The organism is Streptomyces sp. P9(2023) (assembly GCF_032436795.1).
GTDB lineage: Bacteria > Actinomycetota > Actinomycetes > Streptomycetales > Streptomycetaceae > Streptomyces.
This window is the reverse complement of record NZ_JAUPWM010000003.1, coordinates 1-26,831: the sequence shown is the minus strand read 5'-3', so window position 1 is coordinate 26,831 and position 26,831 is coordinate 1. Positions and strand designations below refer to the sequence as shown.

Genomic DNA, 26,831 nt, shown 5'->3' with positions numbered 1-26,831 from the left:
TCCCGGGACGCTGACGGACCGGGGCTGCGCCCCCAGCCAACCGGTGTGCCGGCTTCGCGGCGCCCCCGTGCCCCGGCTTCGCTACGTTCGTAGGTGGGACGCGCCGTTGAGGTCGAGGATGGTGCCTGAGGACCATTCGGCCTCGGGGGAGGACAGCCAGAGGACCGCGTTGGCGATTTCTTCCGGGGTGGCCACTCGGCCGAAGGGGCTTTGGGCGCGGATCGCGTCGCCTTCCGGGCCGCTCAGGCGGGGGGCTACGCGTTCCGTCGTGAAGAAGCCGGGGGCCACCGAGGCCACGCCGATGCCGTGCGGGGCCAGGGAGACCGCAAGGGACTGGCCCAGCGCGTGGACCGCCGCCTTCGTCGCCCCGTAGGCCGGGTGGTCCGGCTCGCCCCGGAACGCGCCCCGCGAGCCGATGTTGACGATCCTTCCGCCGCCACCCTGGTCGATCATGCGCCGCGCCGCCAGATGGCTCAGGTTCGCCGTCGCCAGCAGGTTCACCGCCACGTGCCGCTGCCAGATCGCCACCCACTCCTCGTACGGCGTCTCCGGCAGAGGGTGCCGTACGTTCACCGCCGCGTTGTTCACCAGGACGTCGATCCCGCCCAGCCCCTCGATCGCCGCCTCCGCCACCCCCGCCGCGCCCCTCGCGTCCGCCAGGTCGCCTTGAATCAGGGTGTGGCCCGTGCCCGGGAGAGACGCCAGGGTCACGTCGGCATCCTCCGGCCTTGAACCGAAGTGCACCGCCACCCTGTCGCCGTTCGCCGCGAACGCCTGCGCCACCGCGCGGCCCAGGCCCCGGGAGGCTCCGCTGACGAGGACCCGGCGGCCGGTCTTGGGCAGGTTCATGGAAGGTCGCCTCTCTGTTCAACTGTCGTTTATACGCGGGCGGGACCGTGTGCCCGACAGCGGGTGACGACAGGGAGACGACAACGCCATGCCCCTCAACCGCCGAGAGTTCGCCAAGCAGTCCACCGCCACCGGAGCGGGGCTCGTTCTGACCGGTTCCATCGCGGCCCTCGCCAGCGCGCCCGAGGCGCTCGCCACCCCCGACGATCCCACCGAGGAGCAGGCCGCGACGGCCGGCAGCCGCCACCGCCTCGGGTACGGGGACCTCGTCGAGGACCCCGAGGGCGTCCTCGCGCTCCCCGCCGGGTTCTCGTACCGCGTCATCACCCACAGCGGCGTCACCAAGCTGGAGTCCGGCGAGTTCACCCCGTCCAACCACGACGGCACCGCCACCTTCGACGGCCCGCGCGGCACCACGTACCTCGTCAACAACCACGAGCTCAAGGGCCCCCGCTCCAAGTGGAAGCACCCGGTCCCGCTCACCGACGGTCTCGTCTACGACCCCGCCGCGTCCGGCGGCTGCACGGTCGTCGAGGTGCACCGCGACGGCACCGTCGTCGAGTGGGTCGGCATCGCCGGCACCTCCACCAACTGCGCCGGCGGCCGCACCTCCTGGGGCACCTGGCTCACCTGCGAGGAGAACACCGACCGCGCCGGTGAGAACGGCATGACCAAGGACCACGGCTACGTCTTCGAGGTCGACCCGCGCGACCGCCGCGCCAACCGGAACCCCGAGCCCATCAAGGCGTTCGGCCGCTACGACCACGAGGCGGTCGTCATCGACCCCAAGCGCGGTCACGCCTACCTCACCGAGGACGCCGACGAGCCCAACGGCCTCTTCTTCCGCTGGGTGCCGCCGAAGGGCTTCGAGCACGGCCGCGGCAAGCTCCGTACCCTCGCCGACGACGCCGGCGTCCTCCAGGCGCCCCGCTGCATCGACTCCGGCGGCCGGTACGTCGACGACCTCTCCCGCGCCACCCGGATCGGCACGGTCTACGGCGTGGACTGGCTGGACGTCCCCGACCGCGACGGCCGCGAGATCGAGGTCCGCGAGCAGTTCGGCCCGAACGAGGTCACCCGCGCCCGCAAGCTGGAGGGCATGTGGTGGGCCGACGGCGGCGCCTACATCGTCTCCTCGTACGCCCGTGACGAGAGCCCGGGCCCCGCGCACGACGGCCAGGTCTGGTTCTACGACCCCAAGCGCCGCACCCTGACCCTCCAGGTCCTCCTGGGCGTCAACCCCGACCCGGACGAGGACGGCGCCTACGACGGCCCCGACAACATCACCGTCTCCCCCTACGGCGGTCTCGTCATCGCCGAGGACGGCGAGGGCGTCCAGCACCTCTTCGGCGCGACCGAGCGCGGTCGTACCTACCCCATCGCCCGCAACGACCTCAACGACAGCGAGTTCACCGGCGTCGTCTTCTCGCCCGACGGCGACACCCTCTACGCCAACATCCAGGACCCGGGCATCATGCTCGCCATCACCGGCCCCTGGTGCCGTCAGCCCCGCCGCTGACCCCCCGTAAGGCGCCGGAAAACCCTTGGCGGGTGGGCGTGCCACCCGCCTAAGGTCGTCCTCATGCACCTCCCGGTGCGCCCGCAGCGGCTACTTCTTTTCATGAAATCTCGCCGCCGCCCCTTTGAACTCGGGAGGCACAGCATGGACACGAGGGTGCCCGGTGCGCAGGCGACGGATACTTCTTCGGATCAGCAGGTTGCGGGTTCGAGTCCCGTCACACCCCTGGGGTGTGTAGCTCACATGGATAGAGCGGCCGACATAGCACCGTCGCCGACTCCTGATCTCGGGCACCCTCGTCGTCCCTGTGTCTTCCCCGCACGCATGAATTCGGGGGAATTCACCATGGCACGGTTCAACGTCCGTACCACCCGCGCCCGTACCACCTCGCCCGTGGTCTCCACCGGCGCCACCGCCCGTACCCATCAGGGCGGCGCCGGTGTCATGCGCGAGCCCCGGTCCGAGCTCTTCCTGCTCGCGGTCGCCAACTTCGTCACGCAGCGGACCTTCTACGAGAGCGGCGAGGAGCGCGACGACCGCTTCGCCACCCTCGTGCGGAAGCTCGCCGTCGAGGACCCGGAGTGGACCGCGGGGCTCCTCGGCTGGCTGCGCCGCGACGCCAACATGCGCACCGCCTCCCTCGCCGGCGCCGCCGAGTACGTCAAGGCGCGTCTCGACGCGGGCTGCGAGACCGGGCCCACCAACCGGCGGGTCGTCGACTCCGTCCTGCTCCGCGCGGACGAGCCCGGCGAACTGCTCGGCTACTGGACCTCGACGTACGGACGGAACTTCCCCAAGCCCGTCAAGCGTGGCGTCGCCGACGCCGTACGGCGGCTGTACTCCGGGAAGTCCCTGCTGAAGTACGACACCGACTCCAAGGGCTACCGCTTCGCCGACGTCCTCAACCTGGTGCACGCCACGCCCGACCCGGCGAAGGCGTGGCAGGGCGAGCTGTTCCGGTACGCGCTCGACCGGCGCCACCACCCCGACACCGCTCTCCCTCCGGAGTCCAGCCGGACGCTCACCGCCCACCGGGCCCTCATGGCGCTCCCGGTCGAGGAGCGGCGCGCGGTGGTCACCGGGCCCGACGGCGCGCGGCGGCTTGCCGAGGCGGGGATGACCTGGGAGGCGCTGGCGGGCTGGTCGCAGGGGCCGATGGACGCGGCGGCCTGGGAGGCCGTCATCCCGTCCATGGGCGCCATGGCGCTGGTGCGGAACCTGCGCAACTTCGACCGGGCCGGGGTGTCCGACGAGGTCGCGGCCCAGGTGGCGGCGCGGATCTCGGACCCCGAGGTCGTCGCGGCCTCGCGGCAGTTCCCGTTCCGCTATCTCGCCGCGTACCGGCACGCGCCGTCGCTGCGCTGGTCGTACCCGCTGGAGCAGGCGCTCGGCCACTCGCTGGCGAACGTGCCCGCGCTGCCCGGCCGGACGCTGGTCCTGGTCGACCGCTCCGGTTCGATGTGGTCGCCGCTCTCGGACCGCTCCGAACTCAACCGGGCCGACGCGGCCGCCGTGTTCGGCACGGCCGTGGCGATGCGGGCCGCCGACGCGGACCTGGTGGAGTTCGGTACGGGCAGCGCTCCGGTCGGGTACCGCGCGGGCGAGTCCGTGCTGAAGGTCCTCGGCCGCTTCGGGAACCTCGGCGGCACGAACACCACCGAGGCCGTACGCAGGCACTACAAGGGCCACGACCGGGTCCTGATCGTCACCGACGAGCAGACGGCGTACACCCGCAAGGGCGAGCCGACCGCGCAGGTGCCGGACGACATCCCGGTCTACACCTGGAACCTGGCGGGCCACCGGGTCGGGCACGGGCCGTCCGGATTCGGCCGGCGGCACACCTTCGCCGGGCTGACCGACGCCGCCTTCCGGATGGTTCCGCTGCTCGAAGCCGGTCGGAACGCCGACTGGCCGTGGATGGAGTGACGAGTGGTGTGACGCGGGGAGTGCCGAAGGGCCCGCCGGTCGGCTGCCGGCGGGCCCTTTCCGTACAGCTGATCAGAGCGCCTGCGCCGCCGGCTTCACCATGCCGCGGACCGTTCTCGACTTCACGAAGTCGCCCAGTGCCGTCATCTCCCACTCACCGGAGAACTGCTTGATGAGCTTGGCCATGATCACGCCCGTCTGCGGCTCGGCCGTCGTCAGGTCGAAGCGGACCAGCTCCTCGCCCGTCGCCGCGTCGATCAGCCGGCAGTACGCCTTGGCGACCTCGGTGAACTTCTGGCCGGTGAACGAGTTCACCGTGAAGACCAGGCCCGTGGCGTCGGCGGGGAGCCGGCCCAGGTCGACGACGATGACCTCGTCGTCGCCCGCGCCCTCGCCCGTCAGGTTGTCACCGGAGTGCTTGATCGAGCCGCCCAGGATGGAGAGCTTGCCGAAGTAGCAGCTGTCCAGGTGGTTGCGCTGGGGGCCGTACGCGATGACGGAGGCGTCGAGGTCGATGTCCTTGCCCCGGTACGCGGGCTCCCAGCCGAGGCCCATCTTGACCTGGGAGAGCAGCGGCCGGCCGCCCTTGACCAGGGACACCGTCTGGTTCTTCTGGAGGCTGACCCGGCCCTTGTCCAGGTTGATCTTGCCGGTGGAGACCGGGGCGGCAGCGGCTGCGGCGACCGGGGGAGCGGCCGGCGGCGGAGGCGTCGGGGCGGCGACCCGCGGGTCCAGCGGCGCGGCCACCGGCGGGGCGACCGGGGCGGGCGCGGCGGCGGGCGCAGCGGCCGGCTCCTCGTCCACCGAGACGCCGAAGTCGGTGGCGATGCCCGCGAGGCCGTTGGAATACCCCTGGCCCACGGCACGCGCCTTCCACGCGCCGTTGCGGAGGTAGACCTCCACGACCACCAGCGCCGTCTCCGAACCGAGCTGGGGCGGGGTGAAGGTGGCGAGGGCACTGCCGTCGTCCGCGTTGCGGATGGTCGCCGTGGGCTCGATGCCCTGGAAGGTCTGGCCCGCGGCGTCCGGGCTCGCGGTGACGACGATCTTCTCGATCCCCGGCGGCACCGCGCCGGTGTCGACCACGATCGCGTCCGGAGCCGTGCCGCCGCCGGAGCGGTAGGTCACGCCGGGGCCGGTCGGCTGGTTGTAGAAGATGAAGTCGTCGTCGGAGCGCACTTTGCCGTTGGCGCCGAGCAGCAGGCCCGAGACGTCGAGCCGAACCGGAGCGGCGACGTCCACCGCCACGCGCGCGGCGGAGAGCGGGATGTTCGAGCCGGGGGTCATAGCGGTCATGCCATGCGTAACGAGCGAGACCGCTTTGCCGTTCCCTTACCCGGCGCCCCTTCGGCCACTCCGGTTACGGGGGTGGTTCCGGGCCGCGCGCTCGTTGCCGAACTTGTACGCGCCCGTCCAGCGCGCCATGACGAGCTGGGCGTCCCCCGACCCCACCTCGGCGAGGAACTTCCCCGCGCGTCCCCCGCGCAGGGTGCCCGCCGCGCGACCCCGGTGGGTGATCACGACGGTGCCGTCCCCGTGCTGCGCGTAGCTGAATCCGGAAGGCTGTGGCATGTCGGCATCGTGCCCTCCGAGGGGCAGGCGCGTCATGCGAATTTTCCTAAGATCGTATTCTTGCGGCTCGTGGGTGGCAGCTCTTTCAGAACACAGGACGTGGACGAGGCGCGCGAGGAGATCGACGCGCGGTACTACGCCAACTTCATGGACGTCATCGAGCGGCGGAAACGTCCCTTCGCGGCCAGGTTCGACACGGTCAGGCTGGGGCCGCTGGTCATCGGTGACCTGTCCTGCGGGGCCGACGTCCGGATGCGTTTCGGCGAGCTCGGCGCCTTCCACATCAACGCCCCGCTCGCCGGGACGATGGAGCTGCGCCAGGGCGGCGGCGCGCCCGTGGTGGCGACGGCGACCGAGGCCGTCCTGCTCGATCCGTACGGGGAGACGGTCCTGGAGCGCTGGAGCGGCGACTGCCGCACCCTCTCCGTCAAGATCGACGCGGCCGCGCTGAGCGAGCGGCTCGAACGGCTCATCGGGCGCCCGCCGCGCGGGCGCCTCGCCTTCGCGCCGTACCTGGACATCACCCGCGGCCCCGGTCTGGGCTGGGCCCGCTTCGCCCTCCAGGTGGCGCGCGACGCGCTGGCCGGGGACGGCCTGGTCCAGCACGCGCTGGTCGCCGGCCCGCTCCAGGAGGCGCTGCTCAACGGGCTGCTCCTGGCGGCCGACCACCCCTGGCGGGACGAGCTGGCGCACCCGGGCGGGCAACTGCGCCCCGCGCCCGTCAAGCGCGCGATGGACGCCGTACGGGCCCGCCCCGAGCACCCCTTCACCACCACCGAACTCGCCGGCCTGGCCGGGGTGGGCGTGCGCCGGCTCCAGGAGTCGTTCCGGGAGTACGTGGGCATGTCACCGATGGCGTACGTACGCGACGTCCGGCTCGAACGGGTCCACGAGGAGCTGCGGGGCGCGGGCCCCGGGGAGCTGAGCGTGAGCGAGGTCGCCTGGCGCTGGGGCTTCGCGCACCACGGCCGGTTCGCGGCGCAGTACCGCGCCCGGTTCGGGGAGACGCCGTCGCAGACCCTGCGTTCGTCGGGGTGACGGGGCCGCTCGTCGGGTGCGGCGATGGCGGGCGGACTCGCCGCGTTCCGCGGACAGGCGGCGCGTTCAGCGGATCGCGGGCGCCCGCGCCACCGCCGTAACGTTCCTTCCGTCGCCTGTGCCAGCGCATGGCGTGACCTGGGCCCGGCCGGCGCCCCCGCATAAGTCCGGCCGGGCCCCTCTGCGACTCCGTCAGTGCGGCCAGCGCGGCGGCTCCGTGCAGAAGTGGCCGCCCAGGTGCGCTTCGGCGGGATCGTCCTCCTTCGGCAGCCCCTGCTCGGCGATGATCCGTTCCGCGTACGGCTCCGAGTCGTCCCGCGGCTCGTAGCCGAGGGCCCGCGCCGAGGAAAGGTCCCACCACAGCCGGGTGTTGGCGGAGGAGCCGTAGACCACGGTGTGGCCGACGCCCTCGGCCGTCAGCGTCGCGTGCAGCAGCCGGGCGCAGTCGGCCGGGCTCAGCCACATCGACAGCATCCGCACCGACGTCGGCTCGGGGAAGCAGGAGCCGATCCGGATCGAGACCGTCTCCAGGCCGTGCTTGTCCCAGTAGAACTGCGCCAGGTCCTCGCCGAAGCACTTGGACAGACCGTAGAAGGTGTCCGGGCGGTGCGGGGCGTCGACGGGGATCACCGGGTCACCCTCGCGCGGTCGCGGGGTGAAGCCGACCGTGTGGTTGCTGGAGGCGAAGACGATCCGGCCCACCCCCTCCTCGCGGGCGGCCTCGTAGATGTGGTGCAGGCCGGTGATGTTGGCGGCCACGATCTCGTCGAAGTCGGCCTCCAGGGAGATCCCGGCGAGATGGATGACCGCGTCGACGCCCCGGACGGCCTCGCGCAGCGCCTCGCGGTCGGCGAGGTCGGCGACGATCGCGTCCGGCGCGCCGTCGACGGGTGCCATGTCGAGCAGCCGGAGCTCGTATCCGTACGCGGGCAGCAGCTCACGCATCAGCGTGCCGACGCCACCGGCGGCGCCGGTGAGCAGGACGGTGCGGGGTGTGGGCATCGGGGAGTCTCCGTCCGTGGATCACATTCACAACCGTGGACACGGTAGGGAGGGTGATCGCCGAGCGTCAAGGGTGCGCACGGACCGTCAAGACCGCCCGAGCGAGATGGCTTTGCGCCTTGACCGGCACTTCGTGGCTGCTCTAGCGTGAAGGCGTTCAAGAATATGGACAACAATCATAACTGTGCACGACGGTGCACGACGGACTTCTCTGGGAGCGCCCGTGACCACAGCCCCGCTCGCCGAACGGCTCGACGGCCTGCTGTTCTTCCCCGTCACCGCCTTCGCCCCGGACGGCACCGTCGACCTCGACCTCTTCCGCGCGCACGTGCGCGGCGGCATCGAGGCGGGCGCCGGCGCCGTCTTCGCCTGCTGCGGAACGGGTGAGTTCCACGCCCTGACCCCCGAGGAGTTCCGCGACTGCGTCGCCGCCGCCGTCGAGGAGACGGCCGGCCGGGTCCCCGTCGTCGCCGGCGCCGGCTACGGCACGGCGCTCGCCATCCGGTACGCGCGGCTGGCCGAGGAGGCCGGCGCGGACGGGATCCTCGCCATGCCCCCGTACCTGGTCGTCGCCGACCAGGCCGGACTCCTGCGGCACTACACCGAACTCGCCTCCGCCACCTCGCTCGACGTCGTCGTCTACCAGCGCGACAACGCTGTCCTCACCCCCGAGACCGCCGTCGCCCTCGCCCGCGTCGACGGCGTCATCGGCCTCAAGGACGGCCTCGGCGACCTCGACCTGATGCAGCGGATCGTCAGCGCCGTCCGCGCCGAGGGCCTCGACCTGCTCTACTTCAACGGCCTGCCGACCGCCGAACTCACCGGACTCGCCTACCGGGGCATCGGCGTCACGCTGTACTCCTCCGCCGTCTTCTGCTTCGCCCCCGACATCGCCCTCGCCTTCCACCGCGCCCTCGCGACCGGCGACGACGCGACCGCCGAGAAGCTCATCGACGGCTTCTACCGGCCGCTCGTCGAACTGCGCGCCAAGGGACGCGGCTACGCCGTCTCGCTCGTCAAGGCGGCGGTACGGATGGGCGGTCTGGACGTCGGCGAGGTCCGCCCGCCGCTCAGCGAGCCCGCGCCCGAGCACCTGAAGGAGCTCGCCACGATCATCGAGCGCGGCCGCGCGCTGCTCGGGACCGAGGAGGGCGACGCGTGAGGGCCGGCGCCTTCGTCTACCCGTGGGACGTCGTCGGTGACCCGGCCGCGCCCGGACTGCTCGCGGACCTCGGTCTCGCGAGCGTCACCCTCGCCTCCGCCTACCACTCCACGCGCGCCCTGACGCCCCGGCACCCCGCGCACCGGATCGTCACCGCCGAACACGCGGCCGTCCTCTACCCGCCGGACCCGGCCCGCTGGTCGGGCCGCGCGCTGCGGCCCTACGAGGCGGGCGAGTGGGCACCCGGCGACGCGTACGGCGAGGCGGCGGGCGCGCTCGCGGAGGCGGGCCTCGAGGTCCACACCTGGGTCGTCCTCGCCCACAACTCCCGCCTGGGGGCGGAGCGTCCGGAGACCTCGGTCGTCAACGCCTACGGCGACCGCTACCCCTGGGCGCCGTGCATCGCCCAACCGGACGTCCACGCCCACCTCGTGGCCCTCGCGGCCGAGGCGGCGGTCCGGCCGGGGGCGGCCGGCACCGAGCTGGAGTCCTGCGGCTGGTACGGCTTCGCCCACCTGCACGCCCACGACAAGATCGGCGGAGTCCCGCTCGGGGACCGCGAGCAGTACCTGATGTCCCTCTGCTTCTGCCCCTCCTGCCGGGAGGGGTACGCGGCGGAGGGCGTCGACCCGGACGCGCTGGCGGCGGCCGTGCGCGGCGCGCTGGAGCCGGTGTGGGCGGGCGGTCCCACTGGAGAGGTCGGCGCCTTCGAGGAGCCGGTGCTCGCGTGGCGCACCCGGACCGCCCGCGCGCTCCAGGAGTCCGCCGTGGCCGCCGTCCGGGCGGCCGCCCCGGCCGGATTCCGGGTCCTGCTGCACGCCGACCCCGTCCCGTACCGCTGCGGCGCCAACGTGGGCACGGACCCGGCGCACGTGCTCGCGGTCGCGGACGGCGTCGTGACCCCGGCGCCCTCCGTGGCCCCCTTCGGCCGCACGGCCCGCCCGGAGACCGTCCTCGCGGCAAACTTCGGTGTGGTGACGGGGATGGGCGGCTCACCCGGCACGCTCGCCGGGGACGCCGAGCGGGCGGCGGCGGACGGCGCCACCGAACTCCGCCTGTACCACGCGGGACTGGCCTCCGGCACCGACCTGGCCGCCGTCGCGGACGCCCTGCGGACGCTGGGCTGAGACGGCGGTCGCCCGGGGCGGGCGCCTCAGGCGTCCGCCCCGACCCGCGCGTCGGCAGCGGCTGTTTTCCGGGTCGCCAGAACGACCGCCCCCGCCAGTCCCGCCGCCGTCAGGAGCGGGAGCAGCACCCGGAGGTCGACCAGCGCGACCAGAGCGGCCCCGGCCGCCAGGGCGACGGCGTTCGGGACGAAGAGGAGGGTGTGCGCCGTCGCGGCGGTGCGGCCGACGGCGTCCGCCGGGGCCTCCCGCTGGACCGCCGTCATCGCGGTGACCAGGACGAGCGGCAGGCCCACCCCGATCAGGGCGCTCGCCGCGAGCGCCACGCCGTCGTGCGGGACGGCGCGGGCGCCCACCGCCACGGCGAAGAGGGCAAGGCCCGCGGCGGCCACCGCCCGCCCGGTCACCCGGCGCAGCAAGGGCCCCGCCGCCAGGCCCGCGACGACCGAGCCCGCGCCCTGGGCCGCGTACAACACCCCGGCGTACGCGGGGGAGTGGCCGAGGCCCCGGTCCACGACGGCGTAGACCGCCGCCCCGTTGACCCCGGCGAGCAGCATCGTGAACGAGCCGGTCAGCACGAGTCGGCGTAGTGCGGGGGACGACCGGATCGTCCGTACGCCCGCCCCGGTATCGCGCAGCCAGTGCGCCGAGGCCGGGCGGGCCGGCTTCTCCTCCCGTACCCGCATCAGCGCGAACACCCCCGCGGCCAGCGCGAACGTCGCCGCGTCGAGCAGCGCCACCGGGCCTCCGCCGTACCGCGCGAAGAGCCCGGCCGCGAGCAGCGGGGCGATCAGCTTCACGCTCTCGTTGACCGTCGTCCGCAGCCCGTTGAAGTCCCCGAGCAGCCGCTTGTCGAGCGCGCTCGCGGCCAGCGCGACCTCCGCCGCGTCGTGGACGGCGCCCTGGATCCCGTACAGCACGAGGACGGCGAAAAGCAGCCACACCCGGTCCGCCGAGTCGACCCAGAGCAGCGCCGGCAGCAGCGCCGCCATCGCCAGGTTCGACCAGACCATCAGCGGCCGCCGCCGCACGCGGTCGGCGACCGTGCCGAGCAGCGGCCCGACGAGCGCGGGCGCCCAGAGGGCGAACGCGGTCAGCGCCGCCAGACTGTCCGAACCGGTCAGGGACTTGACCCAGATCCCGGACGCCAGCCACATCGCCGTCGAACCGAAGCCCGACACCAGTACGCCCGTGAGATACAGCCCCGCTGTCCCCTTCATGTTCATGGCGGCAGCCTGGCGTCTGAGGTGCCCCGGCCGGATCGGGCAGATGCCCTAGAGATGCCCGGCGTTCTGGGGCACGAGCAGGGCGATCAGGCGTTCCGTCCGTCCCCGGAGGTCGGAGGTGCCCGCCCAGTCGGTCATCAGGAGGTGGTGGACGGTGCCGACGAGGGTGAGCGCCACCGTGTCGATGTCCATGGTGTCCGGGAGGCGCCCGAGCCGCTGTTCGGCCGCCAGGTACGCGGCGATGGAGTCCTGGACGGCCGTGAAGCCCGGCGCACCCGCCTCCAGCGCCTGCCGGATCCGGAGGGAGGCCTCGGCGCGGGTCATGGCCAGGCCGATGAGGGCGGGGTGGAGGGAGTCCGGCAGCGCGAGCGCGGCCCGCAGCAGGTTCTCGGCCACCGTGGCGTGACCCGCTTGCTCGTGGATCCCCGCGACCTGCCGCGCGGTGCGCGCGAACCGGTCGAGGACGAGTTCGGCGACGAAGCCGTCAAGCCCGTCGAAGTGGACGTGCAGGACGCCCTTGGCGCAGTCGGCCTCGGTGGTGATCGCCCGGCTCGTCAGGGCGGCCGGGCCCTCGCGGGCGAGGACCCGCTCCGCCGCGCCGAAGAGCCGTTCGCGAAGGTCGGGGATCGCTACTCCACGCGGTGACATGCGGGCCTCTCTCGGGACGGGCTGAGGATCCCACCGTACAAGAGCGGGATTGCGAGTATGGGCGCCTGCCCATACTGTTTGGGCGAGCGCCCATACTCGGGGTGGCCAGTGGTGCGTCGATTCGGAGGAGCGGCATGTCATCCATCGTCAACATCGAGCAGGCACAAGCGTGGGACGGGTACGAGGGTGCCCACTGGGCGCGGAACCAGGACCGTTGGGACGCCGTGAACGGCGGCTTCGACGAGCACCTGCTCGCCGCCGCCGCGCTCGACGGCCACACCCATGTCCTGGACGTCGGATGCGGGGCGGGGGCCACGACCCGGACGGCCGCCCGCCGGGCCGCCCACGGCCGGGTCCTGGGCCTGGACCTGTCGGGCCCCATGCTCGGGCGCGCCCGCGAGAGCGCGCGGCGCGAGAACGTCGGCAACGTGACCTTCGAGCGGGGGGACGCCCAGGTCCACGCCTTCGAGCCGGGTGTGTTCGACGTCGCGATCAGCCGCTTCGGGGTGATGTTCTTCGCCGACCCGGTCGCCGCCTTCGCCAACATCGGGCGGGCCCTGCGCCCCGTCGGCCGGCTGGCGTTCGTCTGTGCGGCGGAGGCCGAGGGGAACGAGTGGCTGCGGGCCTTCGCGGAGCTGCGCGACCTCCTGACCCTCGGCGGCTTCGGGGCCCCCGGGGGCCCGGGCATGTTCTCCCTCGCGGACCCGGCCACCGTGCGCGAGGTGCTGGGCGCGGCCGGGTACGAGGACATCGGCGTCACGCACGTCGAGGCGTACGGGACGTGGGGCCGGGACGCCGAGGACGCGGCCGGCTTCCTGCTCGACACCGGCCCGGGCCGCCACCTCCTCGGCCAGGTCGGCCCGGACGTCCAGGAACGCGCGCGTCAGCGGTTGACGGACACCCTGCGCGCGCACACGGCGAACGGCGCGGTGTCGCTGCGCAGCACCGCCTGGCTGGTCACCGCGCGCCGTCCGGCGTAGCCGGGACCACGCGGTTCTCGTAGCGGAGGGCGGCGAGCGTCGCCAGCGCGCCCAGGCCCTCCCAGAGGCCGACGCCGAGGAAGCCGGCCGGGGCGCGGTCCGAGACCACCGCGAGGGTGAAGACGGCGCAGGTCAGCAGCCGGAAGGGGACCGTCCAGCGAAAGAACGCCTTCCAGTCGGCGAGCGCGGCCAGGATGTAGTACACGCCCATATTGAGCGCGGCCATCGAGGAGGCGATGAGGAAGACGAGGGTGTGGTCCCCCTCCGCGCGATCGGCGACGGATATGGGCTCGAAGCCCATGGCGGTGAGCAAGGTGTCCGAGGACACCAGACCCACCACCCCCATCGACGCGGCGAGCAGCCCGAAGACCGCCATGGTCCAGCCGGACAGGGAGCGGGGCAGACGCACGGCGGTCCTCCGGAATCTCACAAGTATGTGCCCCGCGAGGCTACTTGAGGTTCCGCGAGGCCACTCCGGGGCCCGCCCCGGGAGGCCACTTCGGGCTCCGGGGCGTGCCCCGCGAGGCTACTTCAGCGCCGCCTTCATCATTTTCTGGGCCACCGGGGCCGCGAGACCGTTGCCGCTGACCTCCGAGCGCGCCGCGCCCGAGTCCTCGATCAGCACGGCCACCGCGACCTCCTTGCCGGTGTCCGCGTCCTTCGCGTACGACGTGAACCAGGCGTACGGCGTCTTGCTGTTGTTCTCGCCGTGCTGGGCGGTGCCGGTCTTGCCGCCCACCTCGGCGCCGGAGATCGCCGCGTTCGTGCCCGTGCCCTTGTCGACCACGGTCACCATCGCGCTGCGCAGCTGCTCCGCCGTCGAGGACGAGACGATCCGCTTCGCGTCCCCGTCGTCGAAGGATTCGAGGGTGTCGCCGTCGGAGTCCACGACCTGCGAGACCATATGCGGCGCCGCCATGAGTCCGTCGTTGGCAATCGCCGCGGACACCATGGCGATCTGGAGCGGCGTCGCCGTCACATCGAACTGGCCGATACCGGTCAGCGCCGTCTGCGCCTTGTCCATGTCGGACGGATACACACTGGGGTACGCGCGTACGGGTACGTCCAGCTCCTTGTCGTTGAAGCCGAACTTCTCCGCCATCGCCTTCACCTCGTCCTGGCCGAGATCGACCGCGATCTTGGCGAAGACGTTGTTGCAGGAGTACTGCAGCGCGGTGCGGATCGTGGCGTTCTCGCAGGGCGCGGAGGGGTTCTCGTTCTCCAGGTAGCGGGTCGAGCCGGGCAGCTTGTACGGGTTCGGGCTGTCCGTCGCGGTGTCCACGGAGCCGTAGAGCCCCTTCTCGAGCGCCGCCGCCGCGACCACCAGCTTGAACGTCGAGCCGGGCGGCAGCGGCTGCCGCAGCGCGCGGTTGACCAGCGGCTTGTCCTTGTCCTCGGTCAGCTCCTGCCACGTCGTGCCGTCCGTCAGACCGGCGATCTTGGACGGGTCGTACGAGGGCGTGGACACCATCCCGAGGATCCGGCCGGTCTTCGGGTCGATGGCGACGGCCGCGCCCTTCTTCGAGCCGAGCGCCTCGTACGCGGCCTTCTGCACGGCCGGGTCGATCGTCGTGACCACGTCACCGGGCTCCTGCTGCTTGCCGGTGAGGGCGTCGATCGGGTTCTTCAGCCGGGTGTCGGTGCCGTCCAGGACGTCGGAGTAGATGCCCTCCAGCTGGGTGGCGCCGTACGCCTGTGAGCTGTAGCCGGTGACGGCCGAGTAGAGCTCGCCGTCGGTGTAGTCGCGTTTGTACGCGAGGTCGCCGCCCTCCGTCTTCTTCGAGCCGGTGACCGGCGAACCGGCCACGACGATGTTCCCGAGCGGCTGCGCGTACTGCGCGATCACGTTCCGCCGGTTCTTCTTCTCGTCCGCGAGGGCCTTGCCTTCGTACGCCTGCACCCAGGTCGCCCGGCCCAGCAGGGCGAGCACCAGGAGCAGCGCGAAGACCGAGGCGCGCCTGATCGTCTTGTTCATCGCACTAGGCCGGACGAGTGGAAGGCGTCATTCCGTTCCTGCTGTGTCCGGTTTCTCAGGAAACGTTCATGCGGGGGGGGGGAGGCGGGGGTGACGCGCGCCACTCCCGCCGGCCCGCGCGGCTCAGCGCGTCCCGACGAAGCCCGACTCGTACGCCAGGATCACCGCCTGCGTACGGTCCCGGGCGCCCGTCTTCGCAAGCACCGCCGCCACGTGGGTCTTCACCGTCGCCGGGCCGACGCCCATCCGCCCGGCGATCTCCGCGTTGGTCAGACCCGTCGCGACCAGGCGCAGCACCTCCGCCTCCCGCTCGGTCAGCCGGGCCACCCAGGGCGGTGCCGTCGGGGGCCGGCGGCGGGCGTGCTCGGCCGCCAGGCCCCGTACCGCCGCCGGGTAGAGCAGCGAGTCGCTGCGGGCGACCAGCCGGACCGCGTCGACCAGCTCCTCCGCGCCGGCCCGCTTGAGCAGGAAGCCGGCGGCCCCGACCCGGAGGGCGTCGTAGACGTACGCGTCGTTCTCGAAGGTCGTCACCACCACGATCCGCGGCGGCTCCGCCATCCCCGCGAGGATCTGCTCGGTGGCCCGGATCCCGTCGATCTCCGGCATCCGCACGTCCATCAGGACCACGTCGGGCCGCGCCTCGCGGACCACCGACACCGCCTCGGCCCCGGTCGACGCCTCGCCCACGACCTCCAGGTCCGGCTCCGCGTCCAGGATGACCCGCAGCGCCGTCCGTACCATCCGCTCGTCGTCCGCGAGCACCACCCGGATCATCGGGCGCCTCCCGTCGTGCGGCCCAGCGGCAGCCGTACCGCGAGGCGCCAGACCTCGCCCGAGGGACCCGCCGGGCCCGCCGAGGACGTGCCACCGAGCAGACGCGCGCGTTCGCCGACGCCGCGCAGTCCCCGGCCGCCGCCGGGGCGGGTCACCGGGGCGCGGCCGGGCAGGGGGTTCTCCATCACGATCTCCAACTCGTCCTCGTCGTCGTCCAGGGCGATCCGCGCGCTCACGCGCTCCCCGCCCGCGTGCCGGGCCGCGTTCGTCAGCCCCTCCTGCACGATCCGGTACGCCTCCCTCGACACCGCGTCCGGCACCCGGTCGAGCGCCCCGGCCACCGTCAGCTCCACGTGCCGCCCCGCGCCGCGCACCAGCGCGTCGAGCGCGTCGAGCCGGGGTGCGGGCAGCTCGCCGTCGTCCTCGCCGTCGCGCAACAGGCCCAGGACCGTGTCCAGTTCGCCGACCGTGCGTCGGGTCGTCTCCTCGATGGCGGCCAGGGCCTCCCGTACGAACTCCACATCGGTGTCCAGGACCCGGCGGGCCGCGCTCGCCTGGAGGGTCACCGCGCTGAGCGCGTGGCCGACCGAGTCGTGCAGCTCGCGGGCGAGCCGGTTGCGTACCGCCAGCTCGGCGGCGCGCCGCTCGGCCGCCGCGAGGCGGTCCGCCGGGCTCGGCCCGAGCAACCGGGGTGCCTGCCGGGCGAGGAAGGCCCCCGCGCCGGCCGCGACGGCGGCAAGGGCGAGCAGCATCAGCAGCCCGGCGGGCAGCCCGGCCCACTGGACCCACGGCCGGTGCAGGCCCCAGTACGCGGTCAGCTCGGACTTCTGGAGCGACGGGGAGAGCGGCAGGGCCATGACCGTGACCGCGAAGGGCGGAAGGGCCAGCGTCGCGCCGCTGACCAGCGCGCCGACGCCCAGGTGGAGCGTGAACCAGCCCGCCGTACGGGCCTTGGCGCTCCGCCCCCGGGCTGGTCCGTCCGCGAGCCGGCCGTCGTCCGCGATCCCGCACAGCGCCCGGGCCGCCGCCACCGACATGGGCCGGGTCAGCGGGAAGAGCGAGGTGATCGCGGCCAGCGGCAGGCCGACCGCGTACGCCCCGAACTGCGTGGAGAGCCCGCCCCCGAACATCGCCTGCCCGCCGAAGAGCCAGGCCACGACCACGCTGCCGACCAGCCAGTACGGCATGAACAGGGCGCCGCCCAGGATCAGATGCACCCAGCGGAGCCGGGCCCGCCGGCCCAGGAGCGAGGAGAGCGGAGGTCTCACGCGCCCGCGCTCCGACGGCGCAGGAAGACGGCCAGACAGCCGGCCAGCAGAATCCCCGTGATCATTTCGCCAGAGTAGGTCAGCCGCGCCAGGCCGGTGAACGCCTTGTCGGGATCGGTGTCCGGCATGAACGTCACGAGCGTCATGTACGCGCCCCAGCACCCGACTCCGCCCGAGCCGACCCAGCCCAGGCCCAGGGCCGTACGGACCGACAACGACCGGGCCCGCCGGAAGACCAGGAACACCACGCCGACCACGGCGACGGCGACGAAGAGCGCGCGCATCCACTCCAGGACGTAGAAGTCGTCGGTGCGCCGGGCGATCTGCGCAGGCGAGAGCCCACGTGTCGAGCCGGACGCCCACATCAGATGGACGGCGGCGGGCACCAGGGCGAGCAGCGAGGCGAGGGCGGCCGTGACGCGCGTACCGGTGCCGCAGAGCCGGGCGGGCAGGTCGCCCAGGGTGCCCCGCCACACGTGCGCCCAACGGTCGCGTACGTAGAGGACGAAGAGGGTGCCGAGCGCGAGCCCCTGGGCGATGAAGCCGCCGTAGACGACCCCGAAGACCCAGTCGTCGAGGAACGGTTCGCCGCCGCCGGCGGGCTTCGGCGGGCCGGTGACGAGGGAGACCATGAGCTGCGCGGGGAAGCCGATCATGATCGGGGAGAGCAGGCCGGTCGCGGCCCACAGGGGGAACGCGAGGAGCCAGGCCCGCACCCGCAGCCCCCACGGCTGGGTGAGCAGCAGGGCGAGGACCACGACGGCGGCGTCCATCAGCGCCGTCACGCCGTTGGCGACGGCCATCAACGCCCGGTCGTCGAGCAGCGGACTCCCGGCCGGGATGCCGATCTCGCTCCCCGCGATCCAGGCGACCTTGATCGAGACGTACGGGAGGCAGGCAAGGACCGCCAGGACGCGCAGGATCCTACGGGCGGCGCTCGGGCCGCCGGTGGTCTGGTGAACGGCGGAAAGGGAAGCGGTCGGTGTCATGCCACCACGCTCCCGCGCGGACCCCTCCCGTCACCTCCTGCCCAGCGGTGAACCGCCTCCGCCGTGCGGGGGAGAAGCCGGTCCTCCCGCCGCGGCGGAATCGGTGGTTCAGAGGCGGCGGCTCCGAGTCGGTGGCTCCGAGTCGGCGGTTCAGAGGCGGCGGTATCAGAGTCGGCGGGTCGCCAGGGTCAGGCGGTCGCGGGCGTCGAAGAGGGCGTCCTTGATCATCTGTTCGTGGCCGGGGGTGAGCCGGGCCACCGGGACCGAGCAGCTGATCGCGTCGCGGGCCGGGGTCCGGTAGGGGATCGCGATGCCGAAGCAGCGCAGCCCGAGGGTGTTCTCCTCGCGGTCCACCGCGTACCCCTGCTCGCGGATCACGTGCAGCTCCTCGATGAGCTTCTCGCGGTCCGTGATCGTGTGCTCGGTCAGCGGCGGCAGCGTCTCCGGGAGCATCTTGCGGACCTGCTCGTCGCTGTGGGTGGCGAGCAGCGCCTTGCCGAGGGAGGTCGAGTGGGCGGGCAGCCGGCGGCCGACACGGGTGAACGGCCGCAGGTAGTGCTGGGACTGACGGGTCGCCAGATAGACCACGTTGATGCCGTCGAGCCGCGCCATGTGGATGGTCTCGGTGGTGTCGTCCGAGAGCCGGTCGAGCGTGGGCCGGGCGGCGGCCACCACCTCGTCGCCGTCGATGTACGAGGTGCCGACCAGCAGGGCCCGGACGCCGATGCCGTACCGCGTACCCGTCGCGTCCGTCTCCACCCAGCCCAGCTCGACCAGGGTCCGCAGCAGCATGTACAGGCTGGACTTGGGGTAGCCGACCGCCTCCTGGACGGCGGCCAGTGAGTGCATGCCGGGGCGCCCCGCGAAATACTCCAGCAACTCCACGGTGCGCACCGCGGACTTGACCTGGGCCCCACCCGTGTCGGCAGTCGACATTGCCCTCGCCCCTCTTCCTGGTGCCTCTTGTGGAGTCGGCACGCGCGTCAATAGAGTCCATATTCATCTACTGGAACTCTGTTCAGAATACCGAACAGGGCGCGAAGAGAGGCATGGCGGTGGCTGCTGAACCAGTGTGGAGTGTGGACCCCCGGACGGGGAAGCCGCGGGAGCAGGTTGCGGTGGAGGCCACAGTCGAGGACGTGGACCGGGCCGTCACCGCCGCGGCCGCCACCCGCGACGCGCTCGCCGACCGTACGGTCCGGGCCGCCCTGCTCCGTACCGCCGCCGACCTCCTGGACGAGGCCCGGCCGGACGTCGTCGAGACCGCCGACGCCGAGACGGCGCTCGGCCCGGTCCGGCTGGCCGGTGAACTCGCGCGCACCACCGGCCAGTTGCGGGCCTTCGCGGACGTGGTCGAGGAGGGCGCCTTCCTCGACGTACGGATCGACCTGCCCAACCCCACGACCACCCCGCCCACGCCCGACCTGCGCCGCTGGAAGATCCCGCTCGGCGTGGTCGCCGTCTACTCGGCCAGCAACTTCCCGCTCGCCTTCTCCGTCCCGGGCGGCGACACCGCCAGCGCCCTCGCGGCCGGCTGCCCCGTCGTGATCAAGGCCCACCCCGACCACCCGGCCACCTCCGAACTGTGCGCGTCGCTGCTCCGCCGGGCCGCCGTCAAGGTCGGGCTGCCCGAGGACGTCGTCGGCCTGGTCCACGGCTTCGACGCGGGCGTGGAGCTGGTCCGCCACCCGCTGATCGCGGCGGCCGGCTTCACCGGCTCGGTACGGGGCGGGCGGGCGCTCTTCGACGCGGCGGCCGCCCGGCCGGTACCGATCCCCTTCCACGGCGAGCTCGGTTCCCTCAACCCGGTCGTGATCACCAGCGCGGCGGCAGAGGCGCGCGCCGCCGAGATCGGGGCCGGGCTCGCGGCCTCCATGACCCTCGGGCAGGGCCAGTTCTGCACCAAGCCCGGCTTCGTCCTGGCGCCCGCGGGCGAGGCCGGCGACCGCTTCGTCGCCGCCCTGGCGGACGGCGTGGGCGGGACCGAGCCCGGCGTGATGCTCGACGCGCGCATGCGCGGCGCGTTCGTCGCGGGCGCCGCCGAGCGCGCCGGCCTCCCGGGCGTCACCGCGCCCGTTCCGCCCGGCCCGGCCGACGAGCACACCGTCACCGCGGGCTTCCTGACCGTCGACGCCGCGACCCTGCTGGAGGGCGGGCACGGGGAGCTCCTGGAGGAGTGCTTCGGCCCCCTGACCGTGGTCGCCCGCTACGGCTCCCCGGCGGAGATCCCGCAGGTCCTCGCCCTGCTCCCCGGCAACCTCACCGCCACCCTCCAGATGGCGGACGAGGACCCGGAGGCGGCGACCCTGCTCGCCGAACTCACCCCGCTGGCGGGCCGCGTGCTCGTCAACGACTGGCCGACGGGCGTGGCCGTCGCGGGCGCCCAGCACCACGGCGGCCCGTACCCGGCGACCACCTCCACCTCCACGTCGGTCGGCGCGACCGCGATCGAGCGCTGGCTGCGCCCGGTCACGTACCAGTCGACCCCGCAGCACCTGCTCCCGCCGGAGCTGCGCGACGACAACTCGCCGGTTCTGCCGCGCCGTTGAGGACCGGGGTGCGGCTCACAGCCGCACCACGATCTTGCCCGTGTGCGTGTCGGACTCCATGAGCCGGTGGGCGTCGGTGATCCGCTCCAGACCCTCGAAGGTCTCGGCGATCACCGGCGCAAGGGAGCCGTCCCGCAGGCCCGAGCCGATGAACCCGGCCATCCGGCGCCGCCCCTCCTCCGAACGCACCACCGCGCCGTTGGCGTAACCCCGTACGGTGAGCGGCCAGTTCATCGGCACCGTGGCCGGCCGGTGGTCGAGCCAGCCGTACAGCACCGCCGTGCCCTCCGGCTCCAGGGCGTTGCCCAGCTCGGTGAAGCCCGGCCCGCCGATCGCGTCGAAGACGACCCGCGCGCCCCGCCCGTCGGTGAACCGCCGCACCTCCTTCACGACGTCCTCGCTCTCCGTCGTGATCACCCGCGCCGCGCCCAGGTCGAGCAGGCCCTGCCGCTTCCGATCGCCGCGGGTGGTGGCGATCGGCACCGCCCCGATCCGCCGCGCCACCTGGATCGCCGCCGTCCCCACGCCACTGGACGCCCCCGTGATCACCACCGGTTCGCCGGGGCGCAGCCCGCCCGCCTCCACCATGCCGCCGTACGCCGTCGAGTACGTCAGCCACACTGCCGCCGCGGTCACCGCGTCCACGCCGTCGGGCCGGGGCACCACGTACTCCTCGGGCAGCACCACCCGCTCCGCGTACACCCCGTGCACCCCGAAGTCGAAGTTGGCGGCCGCCATGACCGGGTCGCCGACGGCGTACGCGGTGACGCCGGCGCCGACCGCCTCGACCACCCCGGCCGCCTCGTAGCCGAGCCGGGAGCCGGGGAGCGTCGGCTGGTAGTAGTACGTGCCCGCGCGGAACAGGGCCTCGGCTCGGTTGAGGCCGATCGCCTCGACGCGGAAGAGCACCTCGCCCGGACCGGGCGCGGGGAGCGGGACCTCCTCCACGGTCAGGACCTCGGGCCCGCCGAGTTCGTGGAAGAGCACGGCGCGTGTCATCTGCTGATTCGTCATGGCATCGAAAGTAGGCGGGGGCGACGAGACGAACCATGTCCCAGAGCCTCCCCTCCATGTCAGTACGTCTCACGATGTTTCCCAGGGTCTCGCGGGGTACGGTGCGGGCCATGGACGTACTCAGCGATGCCGTAGCCGCCATGCGCACCGGGCACCCGCACTCCTCACGTACCGTCAACTCCGGTTCGTGGGGCGTCCGTTTCCCGCCGAGCGAGGGTGCGGGCTTCCATGTGGTGGTGCAGGGAACGGCCTGGCTGGTCCCGCCGGACGGCGGCGAAGGGCGGACGGAGCCCGTCGAGCTTCGCTCCGGTGACGTGGTCCTCCTCCCGCACGGCACCGGTCACGGACTCGCCGGCCGCCCCGACGCCCCGCTCGTGGACGCCGTACGGGCCCCCGACGGCTCCTGGCCCACCCCGCCCGACCGGGCACCGGCCGGCGCGGCGGAGACCCTGCTGCTGTGCGGCGCGTACCAGGTGAGGAGGGCCCGGGCGCATCCGCTCTTCACCGAGCTGCCGCCGTACGTGCACATCCCCGCCCGGGTCGGCGCCCATCCCCGGCTGCGCGCCGCCGTCGACCTGCTCGGCGCCGAACTCGCCGACCCGCAGCCGGGCTCCGACGCGCTCGTGCCCGCCCTGCTCGACACGCTGCTGGTGCTGTTGCTGCGGACCTGGTGGCTGGCCGAGCGCCCGGACCGCACCACCGGCTGGTCCGCCGCCCTGAGCGATCCGGCCGTCACCGCGGCCCTCCGGGCGATCCACGCGGACCCGGCCCGGCCGTGGACCGTGGAGGAACTCGGTGTCGAGGGCGGCCTCTCCCGCGCCGCCTTCGCCCGCCGCTTCACCACACTGGTGGGCCGCCCGCCGCTGGCGTACCTGACGTGGTGGCGCATGACGACGGCGGGGCGGATGCTCCGGACCGACGACACGCCGCTCCGTACGGTGGCCCAACGGGCCGGATACGCCTCGGAGTTCGCCTTCGCCAAGGCCTTCAAACGGGAGTACGGGACGGCGCCGGGGCAGTACCGCAAGGCGTCCGCGCGGGCGTGAGACGGACGGCCCGACGCGAGCAGGGGGCGCAACCGCCCGCCGTGCCGCGAGCGTCCCCATTGTCATGATCAGAACCGCGACGCCCGACGACCTCGACGCCATCGCCGCCCTGCACCTGGAGGCCCGCGCCACGTACTACCGGGGCCACCTCCCCGACACCGAGTACGCCGGCCCCGAGGAACTCGCCCGCACCCGCGAGGGATGGAGCAGGGCCGTGGCGCGGGGCGACGTGCTCCTGGCCGAACGGGACGGCGAGCCGGCCGGCGTGGCCGCGTACAGCAGGGTCGACGGCGACGCCGGTACGGTCACGCTCACCCAGCTCCACGTCCACCCCGCCCACTGGCGCCGGGGCATCGGCACCGAGCTGCACACGGCCTGCGTCGCCATCTGGCGCGCGGAGGGCCTCACGGAGGCCCGCCTGCTGGTCTTCGAGAAGAACGAACGCGCCCGCGCCTTCTACACCACCCACGCCTGGACCCGGTCCCCCGACACCCCCCACGCCAGCACCCACCTCGTGCTCCGCCTCACACTGGCGCCCGCGGCGGAATGAACGCGGCGGGGGCGGGCGTCGTAGGCCCTACAGGGCGGTGCTCAGGACCTCGCACACTTCCGCGCTCGTCGGCCGGTCGGCGGGCGAGCGGCTGAGCATGTGCGGGATGAGCGACCCCAGTACGCCCGCGATGTTCACAGGTCTATGAGGGCCCGCCACGATGGCTTGCCGCTGGATCTCGCGGGGAGCGTCGTCCGGGTAAGCGACATGGCGCCACCCGGTGGCGCTGATGAACAGCGCCGCTCCCAGCGCGTACACGTCGGCTTCCCGCGTCGGCGTGGCCGTGCCGGATTCCAGGACGCTCGCCGAGATTTCCGGTGCTTCGTAGTGGACGAGACATCCCCGGTACGGGAAGTCATAGCCACGGGGAACCGTGCCGCCGCGAGCGAGCGCGAGATCGATCAGGAACGTTCCGGCGGCCGAACGCCCAAGGATGAAGTGGGCTGGCTGGACGTCCCCATGGACCCAGCCTTTCTCGTGCAGGGCAGCGAGGGCGACGGCACACGAGCGCGCTTCACCGAGATTCGGCGCGGGCGAGTCCGCATGGACGCGGTGAGGCTCCCAGAGGTCGTACAGGCTGAGGCCCCTCCGCCACGGCTGAGCACTCCACGTGCCGCGCTCCCACTCCCCGCTGAGGATCCGCTCATGGGTGAGCTGCCGAAGGATGGCGGCTTCACGTGCGGGCGCTAGCGCAGTCCAAGCGTGCGTCTTGGTGGGATGGCCCACCTTCACCGCGTAGGGACCGAGATCGGTCGTGAACTCCCAGACGGTAGACCCGCGCCTGTTGAGAACGAGCCTCATGTCCCTGGGGTTCAGGAGCAGTAGCGCACCCCCGGGCGGTTCGTATGGTCCTTCGGAACTCATGCGTTCACCTTCCAATGGCGGAGCCGATCCCCGGAATCGGAAGTCGGCCCCACTCACTTCACGGCGGGAGAGTACCGGCGGTCAGACGGCCCGGTAGTCGCGCCCGCAGTCGGAGTCACACTGCGCCGCGTTCTCGCCGTTCACGGTCCACAGGTCATCCATGACCAGGAACCCCTGCGCCTTCATGGCGTGGGCGGTGGCCTGTACCTCCTCCAGGACCCTGCCCCCGCCACCGGGGCGCGGGTTGTGCTCAAGGAAGCACCCCGCGTGCGTCTCACAGAACGCGCGGTAGTCGGCGGTGTGCAGGATGAACGCGTGAAGCGCCCCGTCCACGTCGTCACTCGGGACCATTTTGACCGTGGCCGTGCCGACCGTGGCGAGGAATGCGAGCGCCTGATCCGTGGCGCGCTCCGCCTTCGCCCGGTCGGAGCCGAAGTGCGTCACAGTGAACTCGGCGATGCTGTCGAACAGCGCCGATTCGACCAGCGCACGGCCGGTACGAAGGTCATTGGCAGTAGCCGTCATGGCTGTGTTCCTCCTGTTGGGTGTGGAGTGCCGCATTGCTCACCCGTCCGTGCCTAGCCGTCACTCCACGGACGGGAGTGGTGCCCGCTCTCCGCCCGGCCGGAATTGCGCGGGAGCCGTGCCTGTGGGCTCACGGGCTGAGAGCGGAAGATGTGGAGTCGAGCGGTGAGCCGGCTGCCTACGCGCCGAGCCCGGCGCAGCGCGTGCGGTGGAGCCTGGCGAGTGCGGCGAGTTGGCGTCGCTCCCGCTCGTTCGCAGGGCGCACGCGTGTCCAGGGAGCCGACCACGCGTAGCCGGTCGGCCGAACCAGGCGAACGATTCCACCGGGGCGGAACCCGGCAACAACGCCAACCATTTCGTGCGAAGACTCATAGACCTTGAGTCCCACCGTGAGACCGGTGTTCCCGTAGGACATGGGTCTACCGGTCACCACGAGCGGGGGCGATGCGCCCGACTGCGCTGATTCGCCTCGGCCACGCGGTCCCGGAACGCGTCCGATTGCTGCGCCGGGGACATTTCTTCCGGGTCGGCTTCCCATTCCCTACCCCCATTCAGCGGACGAAGCTGGTAGCGCGGGCCGATATGACCCATCACGCGCCCCACGCGGCCCGTTCTCGTGTCCTGGACGACTTCCCCCGACTCCCACACTCGTGGGTGGTCGTGCGGGCTCTCAGGACGGTCCACGGCGCGCCCTCGCCTCCAGGCCGTCACGGACCAGGAGCAGCAGCTGCTGCGTGGGCGACGCGTAGCCGGTCCGGGGTACCCACTGCGGCACGAAGTGCCAGAGTCCGCCCGTCCGTATCAGGGCGACCAACGCGTCCGCGTCGTTGGTCTCGCGGGCGGGTTCGTGATCCATATCCGGGTCCTTCGCTGTGGCGTCGTCCCTTGCGGTGGTCTCTGCTCGCTCTAGGCAACCGCCCGGCTACGTCCAGCGGTACCGTTGTAACGGCGGCAGGACTTAAGAGCTTTAAGCGCCTCCAATGCGCGGGGAGTTGAGAACCGGTGCCCAATCCGAAAGCGAACGCGGGGCTTGAGCGGCTGTACCGGGAGAGTGGTTGGACGCTGCGGCAGTTCGCCCAGGAGATCAACCGCCTGGGGACGGGACGCGGGACGCCCCTCCGGTACCGAGAACCTTCGGTGCACCAGTGGCTCAAGGGCCATATGCCGAAAGAGGCCGTGCGCCCGCTGATCCTGGAAGCGCTGGCACGCAAGGTGGGGCGCCCTGTGACACACAGCGAGGCCGGGTTCCCCTCGACTCCCGGGGACCGGCAGCCCGACCATCCCAGTACGGTGGAGGGGCTGTTAAACCTGGGGAGGCAAGATATGGACCCGTCCCGCCGAAGCATTCTCGGGGTCGGCCTCTTCTCCGTTGCGCTGACCATCCCCAATTGGCCTGACGTTGTCGGCAGGATGGAAGCCGCCCAGAAGGGCGACATTCAGCGCATGGGGATGGCAGACGTTCAAGCCGTCTCCGCGATGACCGAACGAATCTCTGATCTCGACGACCAGTTCGGCGGGCGTACAGCGCGCCCCATGGCTGCGGCGTTTCTGGTGAACACGGCTGCCCCGTATCTGGGCATGGAAGCCCCAGAATCCGTCCGAAAGGCGATGATGGGCGCGGTCTCGGATCTCTGCTACCTGGCGGGTTACATGGCGGTGGACGAGGGGCTGCACGGATTGGCACAGCGGTACTACCTCAAGGCGCTGGAGTTGGCCGGGGCATCCGAGGATCACCTGACGTTCTGCACAACACTGCGGGGGATGAGCGTCCAAGCGGTCGACTTGGGGCATGGTCCGGAGGCAATGCGGCTAGCGGATGCCGCGTCCGCCGCCTCGCCCAAGGCCGGCTCGCGAATGCGCGCCTTTCTCGTTGGGCAGCAAGCCCACGCGGCAGCGCAGACAGGGGCACGTGTGCAGGCGCAGGGGTACCTGCGGGAAGCCGAAGTAGCCATGGAAAAGGCGGAGTCGCAATCCAAGGCGTTCGGTTCCTACGACCCGTCGTCGCTCCTCTACCACACGAGCCAAGTCCGCTACGAACTAGGCGATATTGCGGGATCGATTGCAGCTATGGAGCAGTCGGACCGGCTCCGGCAGAGTGTCTACCGCCGCACCAGGGTCCGGCATCGCTGCACCCTCGCCGAGCGGCAGCTGGAACTAGTGTCTCGTGATTCCGTCAGCGTTACTTGATCTTGTGTGGCAGGGTCTCTTGGTATGGAGCTCTCCGTGGAACA

Annotated in this window: 26 protein-coding genes; 10 read left to right on the top strand and 16 right to left on the bottom strand. The window is 72.4% G+C overall.

Annotation, left to right across the window (positions count from 1 at the left end; translation table 11 throughout):
* Window positions 1-81: 81 nt before the first annotated feature.
* Entirely contained in the window at window positions 82-849 is a 768-nt protein-coding gene (locus Q5762_RS05005) for an SDR family oxidoreductase (protein ID WP_315890723.1), read from the bottom strand.
* An 88-nt stretch (window positions 850-937) separates the two neighbouring features.
* On the opposite strand from Q5762_RS05005, the gene Q5762_RS05000 reads away from it, so the two are divergent.
* Both Q5762_RS05000 and Q5762_RS04995 read left to right on the top strand, forming a co-directional pair.
* Complete coding sequence (locus Q5762_RS05000) at window positions 938-2,368, top strand: alkaline phosphatase PhoX (RefSeq protein WP_315890722.1); 1,431 nt, start codon at window positions 938-940, stop codon at window positions 2,366-2,368.
* Window positions 2,369-2,713: 345 nt separating this feature from the next.
* Window positions 2,714-4,294 carry a TROVE domain-containing protein gene (locus Q5762_RS04995; RefSeq protein ID WP_315890721.1) on the top strand — a complete coding sequence of 527 codons (1,581 nt, stop codon included), beginning with the start codon at window positions 2,714-2,716 and terminating at the stop codon, window positions 4,292-4,294.
* 72 nt (window positions 4,295-4,366) lie between these two features.
* Here Q5762_RS04995 and Q5762_RS04990 read toward each other — a convergent pair whose 3' ends face one another.
* Window positions 4,367-5,590 (bottom strand): TerD family protein, encoded by a 1,224-nt coding sequence (locus tag Q5762_RS04990; RefSeq protein ID WP_315890720.1) that lies wholly within the window; start codon window positions 5,588-5,590, stop codon window positions 4,367-4,369.
* Between the two features lie 36 nt (window positions 5,591-5,626).
* On the bottom strand, window positions 5,627-5,866 hold the full coding sequence (locus Q5762_RS04985) for a hypothetical protein (protein ID WP_315890719.1): 240 nt from the start codon (window positions 5,864-5,866) through the stop codon (window positions 5,627-5,629).
* 99 nt (window positions 5,867-5,965) lie between these two features.
* Here Q5762_RS04985 and Q5762_RS04980 point away from each other — a divergent pair, with 99 nt between their 5' ends.
* On the top strand, window positions 5,966-6,904 hold the full coding sequence (locus tag Q5762_RS04980) for an AraC family transcriptional regulator (protein WP_315890718.1): 939 nt from the start codon (window positions 5,966-5,968) through the stop codon (window positions 6,902-6,904).
* 192 nt (window positions 6,905-7,096) lie between these two features.
* Here Q5762_RS04980 and Q5762_RS04975 read toward each other — a convergent pair whose 3' ends face one another.
* A complete protein-coding gene (locus tag Q5762_RS04975) occupies window positions 7,097-7,906 on the bottom strand; it encodes an NAD(P)-dependent oxidoreductase (RefSeq protein WP_315890717.1) in 810 nt (269 codons plus the stop codon).
* A gap of 223 nt (window positions 7,907-8,129) precedes the next feature.
* On the opposite strand from Q5762_RS04975, the gene Q5762_RS04970 reads away from it, so the two are divergent.
* Together Q5762_RS04970 and Q5762_RS04965 are read left to right on the top strand one after the other, a co-directional pair.
* A complete protein-coding gene (locus Q5762_RS04970) occupies window positions 8,130-9,068 on the top strand; it encodes a 5-dehydro-4-deoxyglucarate dehydratase (protein ID WP_315890716.1) in 939 nt (312 codons plus the stop codon).
* Window positions 9,065-10,195, top strand: a complete 1,131-nt coding sequence (locus Q5762_RS04965; RefSeq protein WP_315890715.1) for a hypothetical protein — start codon at window positions 9,065-9,067, stop codon at window positions 10,193-10,195. Before Q5762_RS04970 ends, Q5762_RS04965 begins: the two co-directional genes overlap by 4 nt.
* A gap of 26 nt (window positions 10,196-10,221) precedes the next feature.
* Here Q5762_RS04965 and Q5762_RS04960 read toward each other — a convergent pair whose 3' ends face one another.
* Together Q5762_RS04960 and Q5762_RS04955 are read right to left on the bottom strand one after the other, a co-directional pair.
* Entirely contained in the window at window positions 10,222-11,418 is a 1,197-nt protein-coding gene (locus tag Q5762_RS04960; protein WP_315890714.1) for an MFS transporter, read from the bottom strand.
* Between the two features lie 48 nt (window positions 11,419-11,466).
* On the bottom strand, window positions 11,467-12,066 hold the full coding sequence (locus Q5762_RS04955; protein ID WP_315890713.1) for a TetR family transcriptional regulator: 600 nt from the start codon (window positions 12,064-12,066) through the stop codon (window positions 11,467-11,469).
* Between the two features lie 134 nt (window positions 12,067-12,200).
* Between Q5762_RS04955 and Q5762_RS04950 the strand changes: the two genes are divergently transcribed.
* On the top strand, window positions 12,201-13,046 hold the full coding sequence (locus Q5762_RS04950; protein WP_315890712.1) for a class I SAM-dependent methyltransferase: 846 nt from the start codon (window positions 12,201-12,203) through the stop codon (window positions 13,044-13,046).
* Here Q5762_RS04950 and Q5762_RS04945 read toward each other — a convergent pair.
* The 6 genes from Q5762_RS04945 to Q5762_RS04920 form a co-directional block, all read right to left on the bottom strand.
* Window positions 13,024-13,422, bottom strand: a complete 399-nt coding sequence (locus tag Q5762_RS04945; protein WP_315891088.1) for a hypothetical protein — start codon at window positions 13,420-13,422, stop codon at window positions 13,024-13,026. The two genes, Q5762_RS04950 and Q5762_RS04945, sit on opposite strands and share 23 nt — an antisense overlap.
* A gap of 150 nt (window positions 13,423-13,572) precedes the next feature.
* Window positions 13,573-15,021, bottom strand: coding sequence for a penicillin-binding transpeptidase domain-containing protein (locus Q5762_RS04940; protein WP_315890711.1), 1,449 nt, complete (start codon window positions 15,019-15,021; stop codon window positions 13,573-13,575).
* Window positions 15,022-15,144: 123 nt separating this feature from the next.
* Window positions 15,145-15,795, bottom strand: coding sequence for a response regulator transcription factor (locus Q5762_RS04935; RefSeq protein ID WP_315890710.1), 651 nt, complete (start codon window positions 15,793-15,795; stop codon window positions 15,145-15,147).
* Entirely contained in the window at window positions 15,792-17,063 is a 1,272-nt protein-coding gene (locus tag Q5762_RS04930; RefSeq protein ID WP_315890709.1) for a histidine kinase, read from the bottom strand. The genes Q5762_RS04935 and Q5762_RS04930 overlap by 4 nt, the downstream gene beginning before the upstream one ends.
* Window positions 17,060-18,052: a hypothetical protein gene (locus Q5762_RS04925; RefSeq protein ID WP_315890708.1), complete on the bottom strand. Its 993-nt coding sequence runs from the start codon at window positions 18,050-18,052 to the stop codon at window positions 17,060-17,062. The genes Q5762_RS04930 and Q5762_RS04925 overlap by 4 nt, the downstream gene beginning before the upstream one ends.
* A gap of 165 nt (window positions 18,053-18,217) precedes the next feature.
* Window positions 18,218-18,988 (bottom strand): IclR family transcriptional regulator, encoded by a 771-nt coding sequence (locus Q5762_RS04920; RefSeq protein WP_315890707.1) that lies wholly within the window; start codon window positions 18,986-18,988, stop codon window positions 18,218-18,220.
* A 113-nt stretch (window positions 18,989-19,101) separates the two neighbouring features.
* On the opposite strand from Q5762_RS04920, the gene Q5762_RS04915 reads away from it, so the two are divergent.
* The gene (locus Q5762_RS04915) at window positions 19,102-20,601 is read left to right on the top strand and encodes an aldehyde dehydrogenase (NADP(+)) (RefSeq protein ID WP_315890706.1); all 1,500 of its coding nucleotides are present in this window, start codon (window positions 19,102-19,104) and stop codon (window positions 20,599-20,601) included.
* A gap of 15 nt (window positions 20,602-20,616) precedes the next feature.
* On the opposite strand, the gene Q5762_RS04910 is transcribed toward Q5762_RS04915, so the two are convergent.
* Entirely contained in the window at window positions 20,617-21,615 is a 999-nt protein-coding gene (locus Q5762_RS04910; RefSeq protein ID WP_315890705.1) for a zinc-dependent alcohol dehydrogenase family protein, read from the bottom strand.
* 110 nt (window positions 21,616-21,725) lie between these two features.
* Here Q5762_RS04910 and Q5762_RS04905 point away from each other — a divergent pair, with 110 nt between their 5' ends.
* On the top strand, window positions 21,726-22,661 hold the full coding sequence (locus tag Q5762_RS04905; protein WP_315890704.1) for an AraC family transcriptional regulator: 936 nt from the start codon (window positions 21,726-21,728) through the stop codon (window positions 22,659-22,661).
* Between the two features lie 64 nt (window positions 22,662-22,725).
* Entirely contained in the window at window positions 22,726-23,211 is a 486-nt protein-coding gene (locus Q5762_RS04900; RefSeq protein WP_315890703.1) for a GNAT family N-acetyltransferase, read from the top strand.
* A 27-nt stretch (window positions 23,212-23,238) separates the two neighbouring features.
* On the opposite strand, the gene Q5762_RS04895 is transcribed toward Q5762_RS04900, so the two are convergent.
* From Q5762_RS04895 to Q5762_RS04885, 3 genes are all read right to left on the bottom strand, one after another.
* Window positions 23,239-24,075: a protein kinase domain-containing protein gene (locus Q5762_RS04895; protein ID WP_399494458.1), complete on the bottom strand. Its 837-nt coding sequence runs from the start codon at window positions 24,073-24,075 to the stop codon at window positions 23,239-23,241.
* Between the two features lie 81 nt (window positions 24,076-24,156).
* Window positions 24,157-24,600 carry a hypothetical protein gene (locus Q5762_RS04890; protein WP_315890701.1) on the bottom strand — a complete coding sequence of 148 codons (444 nt, stop codon included), beginning with the start codon at window positions 24,598-24,600 and terminating at the stop codon, window positions 24,157-24,159.
* Between the two features lie 670 nt (window positions 24,601-25,270).
* Window positions 25,271-25,456 carry a hypothetical protein gene (locus Q5762_RS04885; RefSeq protein WP_315890700.1) on the bottom strand — a complete coding sequence of 62 codons (186 nt, stop codon included), beginning with the start codon at window positions 25,454-25,456 and terminating at the stop codon, window positions 25,271-25,273.
* 146 nt (window positions 25,457-25,602) lie between these two features.
* Here Q5762_RS04885 and Q5762_RS04880 point away from each other — a divergent pair, with 146 nt between their 5' ends.
* Window positions 25,603-26,787: a tetratricopeptide repeat protein gene (locus tag Q5762_RS04880; protein WP_315890699.1), complete on the top strand. Its 1,185-nt coding sequence runs from the start codon at window positions 25,603-25,605 to the stop codon at window positions 26,785-26,787.
* Window positions 26,788-26,831: the final 44 nt, after the last annotated feature.

Bases quoted from the DNA above. Each gene is read 5' to 3' on its own strand.
- Q5762_RS04990 (WP_315890720.1), bottom strand. From the start codon at position 5,590: ATGACCGCTATGACCCCCGGCTCGAACATCCCGCTCTCCGCCGCGCGC.
- Q5762_RS04925 (WP_315890708.1), bottom strand. From the start codon at position 18,052: ATGACACCGACCGCTTCCCTTTCCGCCGTTCACCAGACCACCGGCGGC.
- Q5762_RS04975 (WP_315890717.1), bottom strand. From the start codon at position 7,906: ATGCCCACACCCCGCACCGTCCTGCTCACCGGCGCCGCCGGTGGCGTC.
- Q5762_RS04885 (WP_315890700.1), bottom strand. From the start codon at position 25,456: ATGGATCACGAACCCGCCCGCGAGACCAACGACGCGGACGCGTTGGTC.
- Q5762_RS04960 (WP_315890714.1), bottom strand. From the start codon at position 11,418: ATGAACATGAAGGGGACAGCGGGGCTGTATCTCACGGGCGTACTGGTG.
- Q5762_RS04895 (WP_399494458.1), bottom strand. From the start codon at position 24,075: ATGAGTTCCGAAGGACCATACGAACCGCCCGGGGGTGCGCTACTGCTC.
- Q5762_RS04940 (WP_315890711.1), bottom strand. From the start codon at position 15,021: ATGAACAAGACGATCAGGCGCGCCTCGGTCTTCGCGCTGCTCCTGGTG.
- Q5762_RS04950 (WP_315890712.1), top strand. From the start codon at position 12,201: ATGTCATCCATCGTCAACATCGAGCAGGCACAAGCGTGGGACGGGTAC.
- Q5762_RS04890 (WP_315890701.1), bottom strand. From the start codon at position 24,600: ATGACGGCTACTGCCAATGACCTTCGTACCGGCCGTGCGCTGGTCGAA.
- Q5762_RS04900 (WP_315890703.1), top strand. From the start codon at position 22,726: ATGATCAGAACCGCGACGCCCGACGACCTCGACGCCATCGCCGCCCTG.
- Q5762_RS04935 (WP_315890710.1), bottom strand. From the start codon at position 15,795: ATGATCCGGGTGGTGCTCGCGGACGACGAGCGGATGGTACGGACGGCG.
- Q5762_RS04955 (WP_315890713.1), bottom strand. From the start codon at position 12,066: ATGTCACCGCGTGGAGTAGCGATCCCCGACCTTCGCGAACGGCTCTTC.
- Q5762_RS04985 (WP_315890719.1), bottom strand. From the start codon at position 5,866: ATGCCACAGCCTTCCGGATTCAGCTACGCGCAGCACGGGGACGGCACC.
- Q5762_RS04945 (WP_315891088.1), bottom strand. From the start codon at position 13,422: ATGGCGGTCTTCGGGCTGCTCGCCGCGTCGATGGGGGTGGTGGGTCTG.
- Q5762_RS05005 (WP_315890723.1), bottom strand. From the start codon at position 849: ATGAACCTGCCCAAGACCGGCCGCCGGGTCCTCGTCAGCGGAGCCTCC.
- Q5762_RS04915 (WP_315890706.1), top strand. From the start codon at position 19,102: ATGGCGGTGGCTGCTGAACCAGTGTGGAGTGTGGACCCCCGGACGGGG.
- Q5762_RS04905 (WP_315890704.1), top strand. From the start codon at position 21,726: ATGGACGTACTCAGCGATGCCGTAGCCGCCATGCGCACCGGGCACCCG.
- Q5762_RS04910 (WP_315890705.1), bottom strand. From the start codon at position 21,615: ATGACGAATCAGCAGATGACACGCGCCGTGCTCTTCCACGAACTCGGC.
- Q5762_RS05000 (WP_315890722.1), top strand. From the start codon at position 938: ATGCCCCTCAACCGCCGAGAGTTCGCCAAGCAGTCCACCGCCACCGGA.
- Q5762_RS04920 (WP_315890707.1), bottom strand. From the start codon at position 18,988: ATGTCGACTGCCGACACGGGTGGGGCCCAGGTCAAGTCCGCGGTGCGC.
- Q5762_RS04995 (WP_315890721.1), top strand. From the start codon at position 2,714: ATGGCACGGTTCAACGTCCGTACCACCCGCGCCCGTACCACCTCGCCC.